Here is a 19966-nt window from a genome sequence, read left to right on the forward strand (position 1 = left end):
ACGCCCCTCATAAGACGGGTTATCGATGCCATGGGCGATGTTATTGGACAGCCCACGGAGCGTCGGGGTCTACTGACTGTGCCTGATGCGATCAGGCAGTCTGCACCGGCGGACGGACACGCTCCGCCACCCTGAGCGACCGCGCACCACCAGGGCGCGGCCCGGTATCCCGGTCCCTTCCTCCGTCCCTTCTTCCGCTCTCTTCCAGCCACATTCTCGGTCGTCGGACTTTCGGGAGATTCATGCGCACCGCCCGGCCATTCGCAGCTGACCGCACCAGCGTGACCGGTGAACCCGTCGCCATTGTCGGACTGTCCTGCCGATTCCCTGGCGCACCGAACCCCGAGGCCTTCTGGACACTGCTGCGCGAGGGTACCGACGCCGTATCGCAGGCCCCGGCCGGACGCGGGCTCGATGCCGGTGCCGGTGCATTTCTGGACCAGGTCGACCAGTTCGACCCGGAATTCTTCGGCATATCGCCCCGGGAAGCCGCCGCCATGGATCCGCAGCAGCGGCTGATGCTGGAACTGAGCTGGGAGGCGCTGGAGGACGCCGGTGTCGTCCCGGCGGAGCTGAGCGGCAGCAGAACCGGTGTCTTCGTGGGCGTCATGTGGGACGACTACGCCACCGCGGTGCGGCGCGACGGCACGGCCACGGCCGGCCGGCACAGCATGACCGGCCTGCACCGCAGCATCATCGCCAACCGGGTGTCGTACACCCTGGATCTGCGCGGGCCGAGCATGGCGCTGGACACCGGGCAGTCGTCCTCGCTGGTCGCGGTGCACCTGGCCTGCGAGAGTCTGCGGCGGGGCGAGGCGGAGCTGGCACTCGCGGGCGGGGTGAACCTCAACCTCTCCCCGGAGAGCACCCGGCACTCCGAGACGTTCGGCGGACTGTCCCCGGACGGCCGCTGTTTCACCTTCGACGCGCGCGCCAACGGCTATGTGCGGGGCGAGGGCGCCGGTCTGGTCGTCCTCAAGCCGCTCTCCCGCGCGCTCGCCGACCGCGACCGGATCTACTGCGTGATCGACGGCACGGCGATGAACAACGACGGGGCGAGCGAGGGGCTCACCGTCCCCAACGCCCGGGCGCAGGAGGAGGTGCTGCGCGAGGCGTACCAGCGGTCCGGGGTCGACCCGGCCGAGGTGAGCTACGTCGAGCTGCACGGCACCGGGACGAAGAAGGGCGACCCGCTGGAGTCGGCCGCGCTGGGCGCGGTGTTCGGCCCCGGTCGGGAGCCGGACGCACCGCTGCTGGTGGGCTCGGTGAAGACCAACATCGGGCATCTGGAGGCCGCGGCCGGCGTCGCCGGGCTCATCAAGACGGCGCTCGGCATCAGCCGCCGGGAGCTGCCCCCGAGCCTCAACTTCCATACCCCCAACCCGCGGATCCCCTTCGAGGAGCTGCGGCTGCGGGTGCAGACGGAGCTGACCGGCTGGCCGCGCGAGGACGCCCCGCTGCGGGCCGGTGTCAGCTCGTTCGGCATGGGCGGCACCAACTGCCATGTGGTGCTCTCCGAGGCCGTGCCGGTGGCCGAGCCGGCGCCCGCGCGGACGCCGGGGGCGTTCTCGCCGCTGCCGTGGGTGGTCTCCGGCCGCTCGGCCGCCGCGGTGCGCGCCCAGGCGGAGCGGCTGCACGCGCATGTCGCCGGCCGCCCGGAACTGAGCCCGGCGGGCGTCGGGTTCACGCTCGCCGCCCGGCGCACCGCGTTCGAGGAGCGCGCCGTCGTGCTGGGCGACGGCACCGGTGAGCTGCTGGACGGCCTGGCGGCGCTCGCCCGCGGGGTGCCCGCGCCGAACGTGGTGCGCGGCACGGCCCGGGGCGCGGGCCGTACGGCGTTCCTGTTCAGCGGGCAGGGCAGCCAGCGGCCCGGCATGGGACGCCGGCTGTACGCCACGGTCCCGGTGTTCGCCGCCGCCCTGGACGAGGTGTGCGCGGAACTGGATCCCCATCTGCCGCGTCCCTTGCGGGAGTTGCTCTTCGCCGACCCGGGCACGCCCGAGGCGGAGCTGCTCGACGAGACCCGCTACACCCAGGCCGCGCTGTTCGCGCTGGAGGTCGCGCTGTTCCGGCTGGTGGAGCGGTGCGGGCCGCGCCCCGACGTCCTCCTCGGCCACTCCATCGGCGAGCTGGCCGCCGCGCATGTCGCCGGGGTGTTCTCCCTCGCCGACGCCTGCACCCTGGTCGCGGCGCGCGGACGGCTGATGCAGCAGGCCACCGAGGGCGGCGCGATGATCGCCATCGAGGCCGACGAGCGGGAGGTACGGGCCGCGCTGCCCGACGACGAGCGGCTGGTGTCGATCGCCGCCCTCAACGGCCCCCGGACCACGGTCGTCTCCGGCGACCGGGACGCCGCCACGGCCGTCGCCGCCCGGTTCGCGGCCGACGGCCGCAGGACCAAGCGGCTGCGGGTCAGCCATGCCTTCCACTCGCCGCACATGGACGGCGTGCTGGACGAGTTCCGCGAGGTGGCCGCGGGGCTGGACTACTCCGCACCGCGGATCCCGGTGATCTCCGACGTCACGGGCCGCATCGCCACCGCCGACGAGCTGGGCTCACCCGACTACTGGGCCCGGCACATCCGGGCCTGCGTGCGCTACCTCGACGGCGTCCGCCTGCTGCGCGCCGAGGGCGTGACCTGCTGTCTGGAGCTGGGGCCCGGCGGGCTGACCGCGATGACCCGGGAAGGCCTGGCCGCCGAGGACGGGCTGCCGGGCGCCTCGGTCGTGCCCCTGCTGCGGGACGGCCGGCCCGAGGAGCACACGGTCGTCGCGGCGCTGGCCGAGGCGTTCGTCCGCGGGGCGACGGTGGACTGGACGCCGCTCACCGGCTGGGCCGAGGAGCGGGTCGACCTGCCCACGTACGCCTTCCAGCGCGCGTCGTACTGGTTCGACGCGGCGGGCGGCCCCGGGCCGCTCCCGGCCGAGGCCCCGGCCGCGCCGGACCGGGCGCTCCGGGAACCGGCCAATGCCCCGACCGCGCCCGGGCAGACCCCGCATGAGGTGGCGGGCACCGCTCCGGCGGCGGATCTGCCGGAGCTGGTGCGGGCGAGTGTGGCGACGGTGCTCGGACACTTCTCGACCGACACCGTGGACACCGGACGGACCTTCAAGGAGCTGGGGTTCGACTCGCTGACGGCGGTCGAGTTCCGGGACCGGGTGGCCGAGGCGACCGGTCTGACCGACCTGCCCCCCACCCTCATCTACAACTACCCGACACCGGACGAGCTGGTGCGCTTCCTGCGCGCCCGGTCGACGGGCGAGCAGCCGGCGGACGACACCCCGCAGGCGGCGGCCGCGGACGACGAGCCCATCGCGATCGTCGGCATGGGCTGCCGGTTCCCCGGCGGGGTGCGCTCGCCCGAGGACCTCTGGCAGCTCGTCGCCGCCGGCAAGGACGCGATCTCCGGCTTCCCCACCGACCGCGGCTGGCCCCGCACCGAACTGCACGACCCGGAGAACCCGGACGTCCGCTACGCCCGGGAGGGCGGGTTCCTCTACGACGCGGCCGCGTTCGACGCGGGCTTCTTCGGGATCAGCCCGCGGGAAGCGCTCGCCATGGATCCGCAGCAGCGGCTGCTGCTGGAGACGGCGTGGGAGGCGCTGGAGCGGGCGGGGGTCGACCCCACCGCGCTGCGCGGCACCCGGGTCGGGGTGTTCGCGGGCGCGACCGCGCAGGACTACGGCCCCCGGCTGGGCGAGCCGGCCGAGGGCGGGCAGGGCTATGTGCTGACCGGCACCACGGCCAGTGTCATCTCCGGGCGGGTGGCCTACAGCCTCGGCCTGGAGGGTCCCGCGGTCACCGTGGACACCGCCTGCTCCTCCTCCCTGACCGCGCTGCACATGGCGAGCCGCGCCCTGCAACAGGGCGAGTGCACCATGGCGCTGGCCGGCGGGGTGACGGTGCTGGCGACGCCGGGCATGTTCGTGGAGTTCGCCCAGCAGCGCGGGCTGGCGCCGGACGGCCGCTGCAAGCCGTTCGCCGCCGCGGCCGACGGCACCGGCTGGAGCGAGGGCGTCGGCATGGTGGTGCTGGAGCGGCTGTCGGACGCCCGGCGCCAGGGGCACCGGGTGCTCGCGCTGCTGCGCGGCTCGGCGGTCAACCAGGACGGCGCCAGCAACGGTCTGACCGCCCCGAACGGGCCGTCGCAGGAGCGGGTGATCCGGCAGGCGCTGGCCAACGCCCGGCTGACCCCGCGGGACGTCGACGCGGTCGAGGCGCACGGCACGGGCACCCGGCTCGGCGACCCGATCGAGGCGCAGGCGCTCGTGGCCACGTACGGCCGGGACCGCGCCGGTGACCAGCCGCTGTGGCTGGGCTCGGTGAAGTCCAACATCGGGCACACCCAGGCCGCCGCGGGCATCGCCGGGGTGATCAAGATGGTGATGGCGCTGCACCACGGGCGGCTGCCCGCCAGCCTGCACATCGACGCGCCGACCCCGCATGTCGACTGGTCCGCGGGCGCGGTGGCGCTGCTCACCGACACGGTGCCCTGGCCGCGCGGCAGCCGGCCGCGCCGGGCGGGCATCTCCTCGTTCGGGATCAGCGGCACCAACGTCCACGCCATCCTGGAGGAGGCGCCCGAGGACCGCCCGGCCGCCGAGGCGCTGCCGGACCCCGAGGCGCTCGCGGAGGCCGTGGAGGCCCCGGCCGGCCCGGTGCTGTGGCCGCTGTCCGCGAAGACCCCGCAGGCGCTGCGCGCGCAGGCGGCCGCCCTGCGCGCCCATCTCGACGGGCGGACCGCACCCGGCGCCGCCGACGTGGGCCTCTCCCTGGCCACCACCCGGGCCGCCTTCGCGCACCGCGCCGTGCTGATCGGCGACGACCGGCCCGCGCTGGAGGCCGCCCTGGACACGCTGGCGCGCAACGCCCCGGCGGAGACGGTCGTCCAGGGCCGGGCCGCCGGCGACGCGGAGCGGGTGTTCGTCTTCCCGGGCCAGGGTGCGCAGTGGGCGGGCATGGCGGTGGAACTGCTGGACTCCTCCCCGGTGTTCCGGGAGCGGATGCACGAGTGCGCGGCGGCGCTCGACGCGGTCACCGACTGGTCGCTGCTGGACGTGCTGCGCGAGGTGCCGGGCGCGCCGGGTCTGGACCGGGTCGACGTCGTGCAGCCGGTGCTGTTCGCGATGATGGTGTCGCTGGCGCGGCTGTGGGAGTCGTACGGGGTGCGGCCGACCGCGGTGGTCGGGCACAGCCAGGGCGAGATCGCGGCGGCCTGTGTCGCCGGCGGACTCTCGCTGCCGGACGCGGCCCGGATCGTGGCCCTGCGCAGCCAGGCGCTGACCGCGATCTCCGGCCTCGGCGGGATGGTGTCGGTGGCACTGTCGGCGGAGGGGGTGCGCGCCCTGCCCTGCTGGGACGAGCGCCTGGACCTCGCGGTGGTCAACGGGCCCTCCTCGGTGGTGGTCTCGGGTGAGCCCGCGGCGCTGGAGGAGCTGGTCGCCGTGTGCACCGCCCGGGATGTGCGGGCCAAGCGGATCCCGGTGAGCTACGCGGCGCACTCGGCCCAGGTCGAGGCCATCCGGGAACGCCTGCTGGAGGCGCTCGACGGGATCGAGCCGCGCGCGGGCGAGGTGCCGTTCTACTCGACGGTGACCGGCGAACTGCTGGACACGCGCGAGCTGGACGCCGGGTACTGGTACCGCAACCTGCGCGAACCGGTGCAGTTCGAGCGGGCCATGGGCACGGTCCTGAAGCGGGGGCACACCCTGCTGTTCGAGATCAGCCCTCATCCCGTACTGAGCGTGGGCGCCCAGGAGGCGATCGACGCGCTCGGCGGGTCCGGTGCGGTCGTCGGCTCGCTGCGCCGCGGGGAGGGCGGGCCGCGGAGGTTCCTGACCTCGCTGGCGCAGGCGTACACGCTGGGCGCGCCGGTGGACTGGGCGGCGGTGTTCGCCGGTTCCGGCGCGACCCGGACGGAGCTGCCCACCTACGCCTTCCAGCACGAGCGGTACTGGCTGACGGCGCCCGCTCCGGAGCCCGCCGCGGCGCCGGAGAGCGCGGCGGACCGCCGGTTCTGGGACGTGGTGGAGCGCGGGGACGCGGAGGCGCTGGCCGCCGAGACGGGCATCGCGGAGGTGGCCGCCCTGCGGGCGCTGCTGCCGGCCCTGGCCGACTGGCGCCGGCGGCAGGACGAACGGGAGCTGGTGGACTCCTGGCGGTACCGGATCTCCTGGCAGCCGCTGCCGCGGGCGCCGCTGGGCACCCTGTCCGGCCGGTGGCTGGTGGTCGTACCGGAGGCCCCGCGGACCGCGGCGGATGCGCCGGACCGGCGGCCGGTGCCGGCCCTGCTGGACGCCCTCACCCGCAGCGGCGCCGAGGCGGCCGTACTGGCGGTGCCGGCGGAGCTCGGACGGGCCGAGCTGGCGGAGCGGCTGCGCGCCGGGGCGCCGTCGGCCGGGGTGCTGTGGCTGCCGGCGCCGGGCTCGCCGGACCGTCCCGCGGAGTCCGGGAGCGAGGCCCTGACGCTGGTCCAGGCGCTCGCCGACGCCGGGACGGACGCACAGCTGTGGTGTGTGACGCAGGGCGCCGTGGCGGTCGGTGCCGGTGACCGGGTGACCGCACCGGCGCAGGCCGCGGTCTGGGGCCTCGGCCGGGTCGCCGCGGTGGAGTGGCCGGAGCGCTGGGGCGGGCTGGTGGATCTGCCGGACGAGCCGGACGCCGCGGTGCTCGGGCTGCTGCCCGCGGTGCTGGCCGGTGCGGGCGACGGCGAGAACCAGGTCGCGGTCCGCGACGCCGGGGTGTTCGTGCGCCGGCTGGTCCGCGCGCCGCGGCCGGACGGCGGTACCGGGCCGTCCTGGACACCGCGGGGCACCACGCTCGTCACGGGCGGCACCGGCGCGCTCGGCGCGCACGCCGCACGCTGGCTGGCCGGGCAGGGCGCGGAGCATCTGGTGCTGGTCAGCCGCAGCGGACCCGCGGCACCGGGGGCCGACGCGCTGACCCGGGACCTGACCGCGCTCGGCGCCCGGGTCACGGTCCGCGCCTGCGACGTCGCCGACCGGGCCGCGCTGGCCGGGCTGCTGGCCGAGCTGGAGGCGGAGGGCCACCCGGTGCGGGCGGTCGTCCACACGGCCGGTCTGATCGAGAACGTCCCGCTGGACGCGCTCACCCCGCAGCGCTTCGCGGAGGTGGTCCGGGCCAAGGCCGAGGGCGCGCTGCATCTGCACGAAATCACCCACGACCTGGACGCGTTCGTGCTGTTCTCGTCCGTCTCCGGGATGTGGGGCAGCGCGGGCAACGGCGGCTACGCGGCGGCCAACGCCTACCAGGACGCCCTCGCGGAGTACCGCAGGGCCCAGGGGCTGCCCGCCACCTCGGTGATCTGGGGGCCCTGGGCCGGCGACGGGATGATGGCCCGCGACGGCATGGACGCGGCCATCGTCCGGCGCGGGATACGGCTGCTGGACCCGGAGCGGGCGATCGGGGCGCTGGCGCGGTGCCTGGACGACGACGCGGCCGCGCCGGTCGTCGCCGACGTGGACTGGACGGCGTTCCACGCGGCGTTCACCGCCAAGAGCCCGAGCCGGTTCTTCGACGAGGTGCCCGAGGTCCGGGAGGCGGTACGGCAGTCGGAGCCGGCGGATCCGGAAGGGGCCGGCGGCGAGGCCGGGACCTGGGCGCGGCGGCTCACGGAGCTGGATCCGGGGCGGCGCCGGGAGGAGGCCGCCCGGGTGGTCCGCGCCCAGGTGGCGAGCGTCCTCGGGTACGCCGACCCGGACGCGATCGGCGACCGCCAGCCGTTCAAGGAGCTGGGCGTCGACTCGGTGATCGCGGTGGAGCTGCGCAACCGGCTCCAGGAGGACACCGGTCTCCGGCTGCCGGTCACCGTGATCTTCGACCGGCCCTCGCTCGGGAAACTGGTGGATTTCCTGCTGGAAACGGCGCTCGCGGACGGTGCGGAGACCCGCGAGCCGGAAGCGGAACCGGAAGACGAAAGGGCGCGGGAACGTGCGCAGGAACTGATGGCAGCAGAGCAGCGGATCAACGAGATGGACGCCGACGATCTGGTGCGGCTCATGCTCGGCGAAGAGTAGCAACGCACCGCGAAGAACGTCGTTCCAAGGCAACCGATCAGTGAGGGACCATGGCCACGTCGCCGGACAAAATCGTCGATGCCCTGCGCGCGTCAATGAAGGAGACGGAGCGGCTGCGGCAGGAGAACAAGGAGCTGCTCGCCGCCGCGCAGGAACCGATCGCCGTCGTCGGCATGGGCTGCCGGCTGCCCGGTGGCATCCGGACCCCGGAGGAGTTCTGGCAGCTCGTCGCCGCGGGCGGTGACGCGGTCTCCGGGTTCCCCACCGACCGGGGCTGGGACCTGGAGGCGCTGTACGACCCGGACGCGGACCGCCCGGGCACGGTGTACACGCGCCACGGCGGATTCCTCACCGACATCGCGGAGTTCGACGCGGAGTTCTTCGGCATATCGCCGCGCGAGGCGGTCGCGATGGACCCCCAGCAGCGGCTTCTGCTGGAGACCTCGTGGGAGACGCTGGAGCGGGCCGGAATCGACCCGACGACGCTGCACGGCAGCCGCACCGGTGTGTACATGGGCACCGCCTTCCAGGACTACGCCCGCGTTCCCCCGGCCGAACTCGGCGAGTACGAGGGGTACTTCCTCACCTCCGGTGCGGCGAGCGTGCTCTCCGGCCGGATCGCGTACACGCTCGGCCTGGAGGGCCCCGCGGTCACCGTCGACACCGCCTGCTCGGCCTCGCTGGTGGCGATCCACGCCGCGTGCCAGGCGCTGCGCCGGGACGAGTGCTCGCTGGCGCTGGCCGGTGGCATCACCGTGATGACCACGCCGCACCAGTTGCAGGGCTTCAGCCGGCAGCGCGGGCTGTCCGCGGACGGGCGGTGCCGCTCCTTCGCCGCGGCGGCGGACGGCACAGGCCTCGCCGAGGGCGTCGGCGTGCTGGCGCTGGAGCGGCTGTCCGACGCGCGGCGGCTCGGGCACCGGGTGCTGGCCGTGGTGCGGGGCAGCGCCACCAACCAGGACGGGGCGAGCAACGGGCTGGCCGCGCCCAACGGCCCCGCGCAGGCGCGGGTGATCCGGCAGGCGCTGGCCGACGCCCGGCTGGCCCCCGGGGACGTCGACGCGGTGGAGGCCCACGGCACCGCCACCACCCTGGGCGACCCGATCGAGGCGCAGGCGCTGCTGGCCACCTACGGCCAGGACCGCACCGATCCGCTGTGGCTGGGCTCGGTGAAGTCCAACATCGGGCACACCCAGGCGGCGGCCGGTGTCGCCGGTGTCATCAAGATGGTGCTGGCGATGCAGCACGGCGTGCTGCCGGCCACCCTGCACGTGGACGAGCCGACGCCGCACGTGGACTGGTCGGCGGGGCGGGTGGAGCTGCTGACCGAGGCCACGCCGTGGCCGGAGACCGGCCGACCGCGCCGCGCCGGGGTGTCGTCGTTCGGCATCAGCGGCACCAACGCCCATGTGGTGCTGGAGCAGGCGCCCGAGCAGGAGGCCGCGGACACGGGTGCCGGCACCGCGCCGCGGGCGGTGCCCTGGCTGCTGTCGGCGCGCAGCCCCGAGGCCGTACGGGACCAGGCGCGCGCCCTGCTGGCCCGGCTGGACGCCGCGGACGCGCCGGACGCGGTGGCGGTCGGCCATGCGCTCGCGACCACCCGGACGGCGTTCGAGCACCGGGCCGCCGTCGTCGCGGAGAGCGGCGAGGAACTCGCCCGGGCCCTTGCGGCACTGGCCGAGGACCGCCCCGACCCGCGGGTGACGCTCGGTCAGGCGGTGCGCGGCAAGCTCGGCTTCCTCTTCACCGGCCAGGGCAGCCAGCGCGTGGGCATGGGCCGCGAGCTGTACGGCGCCTCGCCGGTGTTCGCCGAGGCGTTCGACGAGGTCTGCGCGGAGCTGGACCGGCATCTGCGGCGGCCGCTGCGCGAGGTGGTGTTCGGCGCCGACGGCACCGAGGGGCTGCTGGACCGGACCGAGTACACCCAGCCGGCGCTGTTCGCGCTGGAGGTCGCGCTGTTCCGGCTCGTCGCCCACCACGGGGTCCGTCCGGAGTATGTGACCGGGCACTCCATCGGCGAGGTGAGCGCCGCGCACGTGGCCGGGGTGCTGTCCCTGGCGGACGCGGCGGCCCTGGTGGCGGCGCGCGGCCGGCTGATGCAGGAGCTGCCGGAGGGCGGCGCCATGGTCGCCGTACAGGCGGCCGAGGAGGAGGTGCTGCCGCTGGTGGCCGAGCGGTCGGCACGGGTCGACCTGGCCGCGGTGAACGGTCCGGCCTCCGTGGTGGTGGCCGGTGAGCAGGACGCGGTGCTGGAGATCTCGGCGCACTTCGCCGAACAGGGGCGCAAGACCAAGCGGCTGACGGTCAGTCACGCCTTCCACTCGCCGCTCATCGACCCGATGCTGCCGGAGTTCCGCCGGGTGGTCGCCGGGCTCGCGTTCGGCTCCCCGGAGATCCCCGTCGTATCGGCGCTGACCGGCCGGGAGATCACCGCGGAGGAGCTGCGGACGCCCGAGTACTGGGTGCGGCACGCCCGGGGGACGGTGCGGTTCGCGGACGCGGTCCGCGCCATGGAGGCCGCGGGCGTACGCACCTTCCTGGAGCTGGGCCCCGACGGGACGCTGTGCGCGATGGGCCGCGACAGCCTCACGGCCGCGGACGCCGATCTGGTCCCGGCGCTGCGTGCGGAGCGGGCCGAGGAACTCACCGTGACGACCGCGCTCGCCCGGCTGCACACCCGGGGCGTCGCCGTGGACTGGCGGGTGTTCTACGGCCGAGCCGCAGCGCCGGCCGTCGAGCTGCCCGTCTACCCCTTCCAGCGCAGCCGCTACTGGCTGACGCCCGCCCGCTCGGCGGCGGTGGGTTCGGCCGGGCTCGGCGCGGCCGACCACCCGCTGCTCGGCGCCGTGGTGTCCCTGGCGGACGACGACGAACTGCTCTTCACCGGGCGGCTGTCCACGGGCGCGCACGGCTGGATCGCGGACCACCAGGTGTTCGGCCAGGCACTGCTGCCCGGCACGGGCTTCCTCGAACTCGCCCTGCACGCCGGGGAACGGGTCGGCCTGGACGTCGTACAGGAACTCACCTTCCACACCCCGCTGGTGCTCCCCGAGCGCGAGGCGGTCACCCTCCAGGTGCGCGTGGGCGCCGCGGGCGAGTCCGGGCAGCGCTCGCTGAGCCTGCACTCCCGGCCGGACCAGGCGGCGGACGACGAGCCGTGGACCCTGCACGCCACCGGTGTGCTGGCCCGGGCCGAGGCGCCCGGCGACACCGACGAGGAGGAGCTGGCCGTCTGGCCGCCGCGCGGCGCCGAACCGGTGGAGGTCGGCGGGCTCTACCCGCTGATGGCGGAGACGGGGCTGGACTACGGCCCGGTGTTCCAGGGGCTGCGGGCCGCCTGGCGGCGCGGCACCGAGCTGTTCGTGGAGACCGGGCTGCCGGACGGCACCCGGCCCGAGGAGTACGGCGTGCACCCCGCGCTGCTGGACGCGGCCCTGCACGGAGTGGCCCTGAACGTGGTGCTGCCCGAGTGGGACCAGGCCCGGCTGCCCTTCTCCTGGCGCGGGGTGACCCGGTACGCCGTCGGCGCGCCGTCGCTGCGGGTGCGGCTGGCGCCGGCCGGGGAGGACGCGGTGTCGGTGCTGGCCGCCGACGAGTCCGGCCGGGCCGTGCTGGCGGCCGACGCGCTGGTGCTGCGCCCGGCCGCGCGCGAGCGGATCGAGGCGGCCGGCTCCGCCACCCGGGACCGGCTCTTCCAGGTGGGCTGGGAGCCGCTCGCCGCCGCACCGCGGCCCGGTGCGGCCCCGGACCTGGTGGCCGTGGGCCCCGGCACCGGCGACCTGGTGCCGTATCTCACCGGCGGCTCCGCCGCACTCCACCCGGCCCCGGACGCCCTGGCCGCGGCCCTGGAAAGCGGCCGCGCGGCCCCCGCGGCGGTGCTGGTCTCCTTCCGTACCGACCCGGTCGCGGCGGACCCGGGTGCCGGTGCCACCGCGGCGGCGGATCGCGGTGACGCCGTGCGCGAGGCCGCGCACCGGGCGCTGGAGCTGGTGCAGGGCTGGGTCGCCGACGAGCGGTTCGCCGGTGTCCGGCTGGTGGTGCTGACCCGGCGCGCCGTCGCCGCGGGCAGCGAGGACGTGACCGACCTGACGCACAGCGCCGTGTGGGGGCTGCTGCGCACGGCCCAGTCGGAGCACCCCGGCCGGTTCACGCTGGTCGACCTCGACGGCGCTGCGGACGCGCTGGACCTGCTGCCGGCGGCGCTCGCCTCCGACGAGCCGCAACTGGCCGTGCGGGACGGCGAGTTGCGGGTGCCGCGGCTGACCCGGGTGCGCCCCGAGCGGGCGCTGGCCGTGCCGGCGGCGCCGGCCTGGCGGCTGGGCGTCGACGGCGGCGGCACGCTGGAGAACCTGGCCCTGCTGGACCACCCCGACGCCGCCGCCCCGCTCGCCCCCGGCCAGGTCCGGGTGGGCGTACGGGCGGCCGGTCTGAACTTCCGCGACGCGCTGAACGCCCTCGGCATGTACCCCGGAGAGGCCGGGCCGCTCGGTGTGGAGGGCGCCGGTGTGGTGCTCGAAACGGGTCCCGGGGTCGACACGTTGGCGCCCGGTGACCGGGTGTTCGGCATGATCTTCGGCGGGATCGGCCCGATGGCCGTGACCGACCACCGGCTGCTGGCCAGGGTCCCGGACGGCTGGTCCTTCGCCGAGGCGGCCTCCGTCCCGGCGGTCTTCCTCACCGCGTACTACGCGCTGGTCGGCCTGGCGGACCTGCGGCCCGGCGAGTCGGTGCTGGTGCACGCCGGCACCGGCGGCGTCGGCATGGCCGCCGTGCAGCTGGCCCGGCACCTGGGCGCCGAGGTGTACGCCACGGCCAGCCCCCCGAAGTGGGACACGCTCCGCGCGATGGGCCTGGACGACGACCACATCGCCTCCTCCCGGTCGCTGGACTTCGCGGAGAAGTTCCGGCGGACCAGCGGCGGGCGCGGCGTGGACGTCGTACTGAACTCGCTGGCCCGGGAGTTCGTGGACGCGTCGCTCGGGCTGCTGGGGCCGGGCGGCCGGTTCCTGGAGATGGGCAAGACGGACGTGCGGGACGCCCAGGAGGTCGCCGAGGCGCACCAGGGCGTCACCTACCGGGCGTTCGACCTGGTGGACGCGGGACCGGACCACACCCGGGAGATGCTCGGCACGGTCCTCGAGCTGTTCGCACAAGGTGCGCTGCGGCTGCCGCCCGTCACCTCGTGGGACGTGCGGCACGCGGCCGAGGCCTTCCGGTTCATCAGCCAGGCCCGCCACATCGGCAAGGTCGTGCTGACCGTGCCGTCCGGCCTGGACCCGGCGGGCACGGTGCTGATCACCGGTGGCACCGGCGCGCTCGGCGCCGGGGTGGCCCGCCGGCTGGTGGACCGGCACGGGGTGCGGAACCTGCTGCTGGTCAGCCGCCGGGGCGCCGCGGCGCCCGGGGCGGACGACCTGGTGGCCGAACTCTCCGCGCGGGGCGCCGCGGTGACGGTCGCGGCCTGCGACGTCGCCGACCGGGACGCGCTGCGGGAGCTGCTGGCCGCGGTGCCCGCGGACCGTCCGCTGACCGCCGTAGTGCACACCGCCGGCGTCCTGGACGACGGGGTCCTGGGGTCGCTCACCCCCGAGCGGCTGGACACCGTGCTGCGCCCCAAGGCGGACGCGGCGCTGCTCCTGGACGAACTCACCCGGGACGCCGATCTCGCCGCGTTCGTGCTGTTCTCCTCGACCGCCGGTGTGCTCGGCGGCCCGGGGCAGGCCAACTACGCGGCGGCCAACGTGCTGCTGGACGCGCTGGCCGCGCACCGCCGGGCGGCGGGACTGCCCGCGGTGTCGCTGGCCTGGGGGCCGTGGGAGGACTCCGGCAGCATGCTCGGCGGGCTGGGCGAGGTGGACCTGCGCCGGCTCGGCCGCACCGGTCTGGTGCCGCTCACCGACGAGGAGGGCCTGGACCTGTTCGACGCCGCCCTCGCCGCCGGGCGGGCCGCCCTCGTCCCGGCCAAGGTGGACGGCGCGCTGCTGCGCCGGGCGGCCGACGAGCTGCCGCTGCTGCTGCGCGGGCTCACCCGGACGCCGGTGCGCCGGGCGGCCCGCGAGGCGGCCCGGCCGGCCGCGACCGCGGCCCTGCGCAACCGGCTGGCGGGTGTGTCGGAGGCGGAGGGCGAGCAGCTCCTGCTCGATCTGGTACGCCGGCACGCGGCGACGGTGCTGGGCCACACCGACGGCGCGACCGTCGCCGCCGACCGCACCTTCAAGGAGCTGGGCTTCGACTCGCTGACCGCGGTGGAGCTGCGCAACCGGCTCAGCGGTGCCGCCGGGACGCAGCTGTCCGCCACGCTGGTCTTCGACCATCCGACGCCGGTCGTGCTGGCCCGGCATCTGCGGGCCGAACTGCTCGGCGCCGCGCCCGGCGGGGAGCCGGTCCCGGCCGCCGCGCAGGCGCAGGCGGCGGACGACGACCCGGTGGTGATCGTCTCGATGAGCTGCCGCTACCCGGGCGGCATCGCCACCCCGGAGGACCTGTGGCGGCTCGTCACCGACGAGACCGACGTCGTCCTGCCCTTCCCGGCCGACCGCGGCTGGGACGTGGACGGCATCTACGACCCGGACGGCACCCGGCCCGGCACGACCTATGTGCGGGTGGGCGGCTTCCTGGACGACGCGGCGCGGTTCGACGCGCAGCTGTTCGGCATCAGCCCGCGCGAGGCGCTGGCCATGGACCCGCAGCAGCGGCTGCTGCTGGAGACCTCGTGGGAGGTGCTGGAGCGGGCCGGGGTCGACCCGCTGTCGCTGAAGGGCCGCCAGGTCGGCGTGTTCATCGGGGCGGCGGCCCAGGGCTATCCGTCCGACCCGCGCCAGGCGCCCGAGGACCTGGGCGGCTATCTGCTGACCGGCAGCACCTCCAGCGTCATGTCCGGCCGGATCGCCTACGCCTTCGGCGTCGAGGGGCCGGCGGTGACCATCGACACCGCCTGCTCGTCCTCCCTGGTGGCGCTGCACCTGGCCGTGCAGGCGCTGCAACGGGGCGAGTGCTCGCTCGCGGTGGCCGGCGGCGCCGCCGTCATGGCCGCCCCGGACATCTTCCTGGAGTTCAGCCGGCAGCGCGGGCTGTCCCCGGACGGCCGCTGCAAGGCCTTCGCGGCGGCCGCCGACGGCACCGGCTGGGGCGAGGGCGTCGGCGCACTGCTGCTGGAGCGGCTGTCGGACGCACGGCGCAACGGCCACCCGGTGCTGGCGGTGGTGCGCGGCTCGGCGATCAACTCCGACGGCGCCAGCAACGGCCTGACCGCCCCGAACGGCCCCTCCCAGCAGCGGGTCATCCGGCAGGCCCTGGCCAACGCCGGTCTGGCGGCCGGTGACGTCGACGCGGTGGAGGCCCATGGCACCGGCACCCGGCTGGGCGACCCGATCGAGGCGCAGGCCCTGGCGGCGACGTACGGCCGTGAGCGCGAGCCGGAGCGTCCGCTGTGGCTGGGCTCGGTGAAGTCCAACATCGGGCACACCCAGGCCGCCGCGGGCGTGGCCGGCGTGATCAAGATGGTCGCGGCGCTGCGGCACGGGGTGCTGCCCCGCACGCTGCACGTCGACCGGCCGACCCCGGAGGTGGACTGGGCGGCGAGCGGGCTGTCGCTGCTGACCGAGGCCACCCCGTGGCCCGAGACCGGCCGGCCGCGCCGGGCCGCCGTCTCCTCCTTCGGGATCAGCGGCACCAACGCCCATGTGATCATCGAGCAGGCCCCGGAGACGGCCGAGGAGCCCGCGCCGGACGCCCCGGAGCAGGCCGCCCCGGCCGCGCTCGCCGCCGTACCGTGGGTGCTGTCCGGCAAGACCGGGACGGCGCTGCGCGCCCAGGCCCGGCGCCTGCTGTCGCGCCTGGCGGACACCGGTGCGCCGGACCTCGCGGGGATCGGACACGCGCTGGCCACCACCCGCGCCACGCTCGACGAGCGGGCCGTGGTGGTCGGCGCCGGCCTCGAAGAGCTGCGCGAGGGCCTGGCCGCCCTCGCCGAGGGCCGGGACGCGGACGGGGTCGTCCGGGGCACGGCCCGCGAGCGCGGCCGGACGGTGCTGGTGTTCTCCGGGCAGGGCTCGCAGTGGCCCGGTATGGCCGCCCGGCTCCTCGACGAGTCCGCGGTGTTCGCGGAGCGGATCCGGGAGTGCGAGGCCGCGCTGGCGCGGTATGTGGACTGGTCCCTGACGGAGGTGCTGCGGGGTGCCGAGGGCGCGCCGTCGCTGGACCGGGTGGACGTCGTCCAGCCCGCGCTGTTCTCGGTCATGGTGTCCCTGGCCCGGCTGTGGCAGCACTTCGGGGTGCGGCCGCAGGCGGTGATGGGCCACAGCCAGGGCGAGATCGCCGCCGCGTGCGTGGCCGGCGCGCTGACCCTGGACGACGCGGCCCGGGCGGTGGCGCTGCGCAGCAAGGCGCTGCTCGCGATGTCCGGCAAGGGCGGCATGGTGTCCGTCGCGCTGGGCGAGGAGGCGGTGTCCGAGCTGGTGGAGCAGTGGGCCGGCAAGGTGTCCGTGGCCTCGGTCAACGGCGCGTCGTCCACGGTCGTCTCCGGTGACCTGGACGCGCTGGAGGAGCTGGTGGCGCGCTGTGCCGCCGACGGGGTCCGCACCCGGGTGCTGCCGGTGGACTACGCCTCCCACTCCCCGCAGGTCGAGCAGGTCCGCGAGGAGCTGCTGCGGGAACTGGCGCCGATCTCGCCGCGGCCCGCGGAGATCCCCTTCTTCTCGACGGTGACCGGCACCGAGCTGGACACCACCGCGCTGGACGCCGAGTACTGGTACCGCAACCTGCGGCAGACCGTGCATCTGGAGCGGGTGACCCGGCTGCTGCTGGAGCAGGGCCACGACGTCTTCGTGGAGACCAGCCCGCACCCCGTGCTGACCATGGCGATCCAGCAGACCATGGACGCCGCGCACGTCGCCCACGGGGTGACGGTGGGCTCGCTGCGCCGGGAGGACGGCGGCCTCGGGCGGTTCCTGGCCTCCGCCGCCGAACTGCACACCCGGGGTGTGCCGGTGGACTGGGCCGCGGCCTTCCCCGAAGGCCGTACGGCCGCGGCCGCGCTGCCGACCTATCCGTTCGAGGGCGAGCGGTACTGGCTGGAGCGCACCGTCGCCGCGGCCGACGTCACCTCGGCCGGACTGGGCCGCACGCGCCACCCGCTGCTCGGCGCCCTGGTGGCGCTGCCCGGCCCGGCCGGCACGGTGCTGACCGGCCGGCTGTCCCTCACGGCCCAGCCCTGGCTGGCCGACCACGCGGTGCGGGACACGGTGCTCTTCCCCGGCACCGGCCTGGTGGAACTGGCGCTGCGCGCCGGTGCGGAGACCGGCTGCGGCACGGTCGAGGAACTCACCCTGCTGGAACCGCTGGTGGTGGACGAGGAGGGTGCCGTACAGCTGCGGGTGCTGACCGGGGAGGCGGACGGGACCGGACGCTGCTCCGTGGAGGTGCACTCGCGGCCCGAGGACGCGCCCGCGGACACCCCGTGGCAGAAGCACGCCGTCGGGGTGCTCGCCCCCGGCGGGCCGGCCGCACCGGACCGGCTGCCCGCGTGGCCGCCGGCGGACGCCGAACCGGTGGCCCTGGAGGACGGGTACGCCGTGCTGGCGGCGGCCGGACTGGAGTACGGCCCGGCCTTCCAAGGGCTGCGCGCGCTCTGGCGGCGCGACGGCGAGGTCTTCGCCGAGGTCCGCCTGCCGGACGAGGCGGAGGCGGGCCGGTACGGCGTGCATCCGGCGCTGTTCGACGCGGCGCTGCACGCAATGGTCCTGGGCGGGCTGGTGGCCGACGCCGGCGAGCCGCGGCTGCCGTACGCCTGGCAGGGCGTGTCCCTGCACGCCACGGGCGCGGCGGCGCTGCGGGTGCGGCTGGCGCCGGCGGCCGAGGACACCGTGTCCCTGACGGCGTTCGACACGGCGGGCGCTCCGGTGCTCTCGGTCGGCTCGCTGCGGGCGCGTCCGGTGCCGCCCGGGGCGCTGGCGAACTCCCGCCGGGCGGGCCTGCGTTCGCTGTTCCGGCTGACCGGCGAGCGGCTCGCGCCGGGGCGCGCGCCCCTCGGCGGGTGGGCCGTGCTGGGCCCCGACGACCTCCAGCTGGGGGCCGTGCTGGAGCGGGCCGGGGAGCGGCTCGACGGGTACGCGGACCTGGCGGCGCTGGCCACGGCGGTGGCCGCCGGAACGCCGGCGCCCGAGGTGGTCCTGGTGCCCTGCCTGTGCGACCCGCGGGAGGACGCGGGTCCGGCCGCGGCCGTGCACGGGACGGTCCACCGGGCGCTGGCGCTGACCCAGGAGTGGCTCGCCGACGAGCGGTTCGCCGGCTCGCGGCTGGTCTTCGCCACCCGGTACGCGATGTCCCTGGACGACGACGAGCCCGCGCACGACCTGCGGCACGCCCCGCTGTGGGGTCTGCTGCGCGCGGCGCAGTCGGAACACCCCGGCCGGTTCGTGCTGTTGGACACGGACGAGGACGCCGCGTCCCTGCGCGCACTGCCGCAGGCGCTGGGCGGCGACGAGCCCCAGCTGGTGGTCCGGCGGGGTGTGGTGCAGGCGCCGCGGCTCGCCCGGGTCTCCCCCGCCGCCGAGGCGGCGGACGGCCCGGCACCGCTCGCGCCGGAGGGTACGGTCCTGATCACCGGCGGCACCAGCGGCCTCGGCGCGCTGGTCGCCCGTCACCTGGTGGCCCGGCACGGGGTCACCCGGCTGCTGCTCACCAGCCGCGGCGGCCCGGACGCGCCGGGCGCGGCCGAGCTGGCGGCGGAGCTGAGCGGGCAGGGCGCCCGGGTCACGGTGGCCGCCTGCGACGTGGCCGACCGGGACGCGCTGGCCGCGGTGCTGGACGGGATCCCGGCCGCGCATCCGCTGACCGCGGTGGTGCACGCCGCCGGGGTGCTGGACGACGGGGTGCTCACCGCGCTGACCCCCGAGCGGGTCTCCGGGGTGCTGCGGCCCAAGGTGGACGGCGCGCTGCATCTGCACGAACTGACCCGTGACGCCCGCCTGTCGGCCTTCGTGCTGTTCTCCTCGGCCGCCGGGGTGCTGGGCACCGCGGGGCAGAGCGGGTACGCGGCGGCCAACGCCTTCCTGGACGGGCTCGCGCGCACCCGGCGGGCCGCCGGCCTCGCGGGCACCTCGCTCGCCTGGGGCATGTGGGAGGAGCGCAGCGGGCTGACCGGCGCGCTGTCCGAGGCGGACCTGCGGCGCATGGCGCGGTCCGGGGTCGGGCTGCTGCCCACCGACGAGGGCCTCGCGCTGTTCGACGCGGCGCTGGGCGCCCAGGACGCCGTCCTGGTGCCGCTGAAGCCGGCGCCGGCGGCCGACGCGGACGCGGTGCCGGCGGTGCTGCGCACGGTGCTCCGCGCCGGGCGGCGGGCCGGCGGCCCGGGCGCCGCGGACGGAGCGGGCCGGCCGTTCGCCGCGCAGGTGGCCGAACTCCCCGCGCAGGAGCGGGAGTCGGCGGTGCTGCGCCTGGTCCGGGAGCAGGCGGCGACGGTGCTGGGGCTCGCCTCGGCCGAGGCCGTGCCGGAGACCCGGGGCTTCCTGGAGCTGGGCTTCGACTCGCTGACCGCGGTCGAGCTGCGCACCCGGCTGAGCGCGGCCACCGGGCTGCGGCTGCCGGCGACGCTCGTCTTCGACCAGGCCACCCCGGTCAACACGGCCCGCTACCTGCGCGACCAGCTCTTCCCGGAGAGCCGGGAACTGACCGCGGAGGAGCTGGAGGAGAAGAAGTTCCGCGAGGCACTGGCCTCGATCCCGCTGGCCCGCTTCCGGCAGGCCGGTCTGCTGGCCGACCTGCTCCGGCTCGCCGGGGGCGAGGAGGCCGCGGACCCGGCGGCGCCGGGCGAGGAGGCGGCCGGGATCGACGACATGGACGTCGACGATCTCGTGCGCACGGCCTTCGGCGGGGACACGGCGTGATCACGGATGCGAACTGCGGGAGGGGCCATGGCCACAACCTCTGAC

At 76.1% G+C, this 19966-nt stretch carries 2 protein-coding genes; both read left to right on the forward strand.

Features of this window, described 5'->3' with window-relative positions:
- The first annotated feature begins 242 nt into the window (after positions 1-242).
- The gene (locus tag ACZ5CZ_RS19605) at positions 243-8036 is read left to right on the forward strand and encodes a type I polyketide synthase (protein ID WP_468944367.1); all 7794 of its coding nucleotides are present in this window, start codon (positions 243-245) and stop codon (positions 8034-8036) included.
- A gap of 83 nt (positions 8037-8119) precedes the next feature.
- Positions 8120-19921 carry an SDR family NAD(P)-dependent oxidoreductase gene (locus ACZ5CZ_RS19610; RefSeq protein ID WP_468944652.1) on the forward strand — a complete coding sequence of 3934 codons (11802 nt, stop codon included), beginning with the start codon at positions 8120-8122 and terminating at the stop codon, positions 19919-19921.
- Positions 19922-19966 lie beyond the last annotated feature (45 nt).

The sequence above is a fragment of the Streptomyces sp. NPDC031418 genome, assembly GCF_055581605.1.

Excerpts from the sequence above, each read along its gene's own strand:
- ACZ5CZ_RS19605 (WP_468944367.1), top strand. The coding sequence starts at position 243 with ATGCGCACCGCCCGGCCATTCGCAGCTGACCGCACCAGCGTGACCGGT.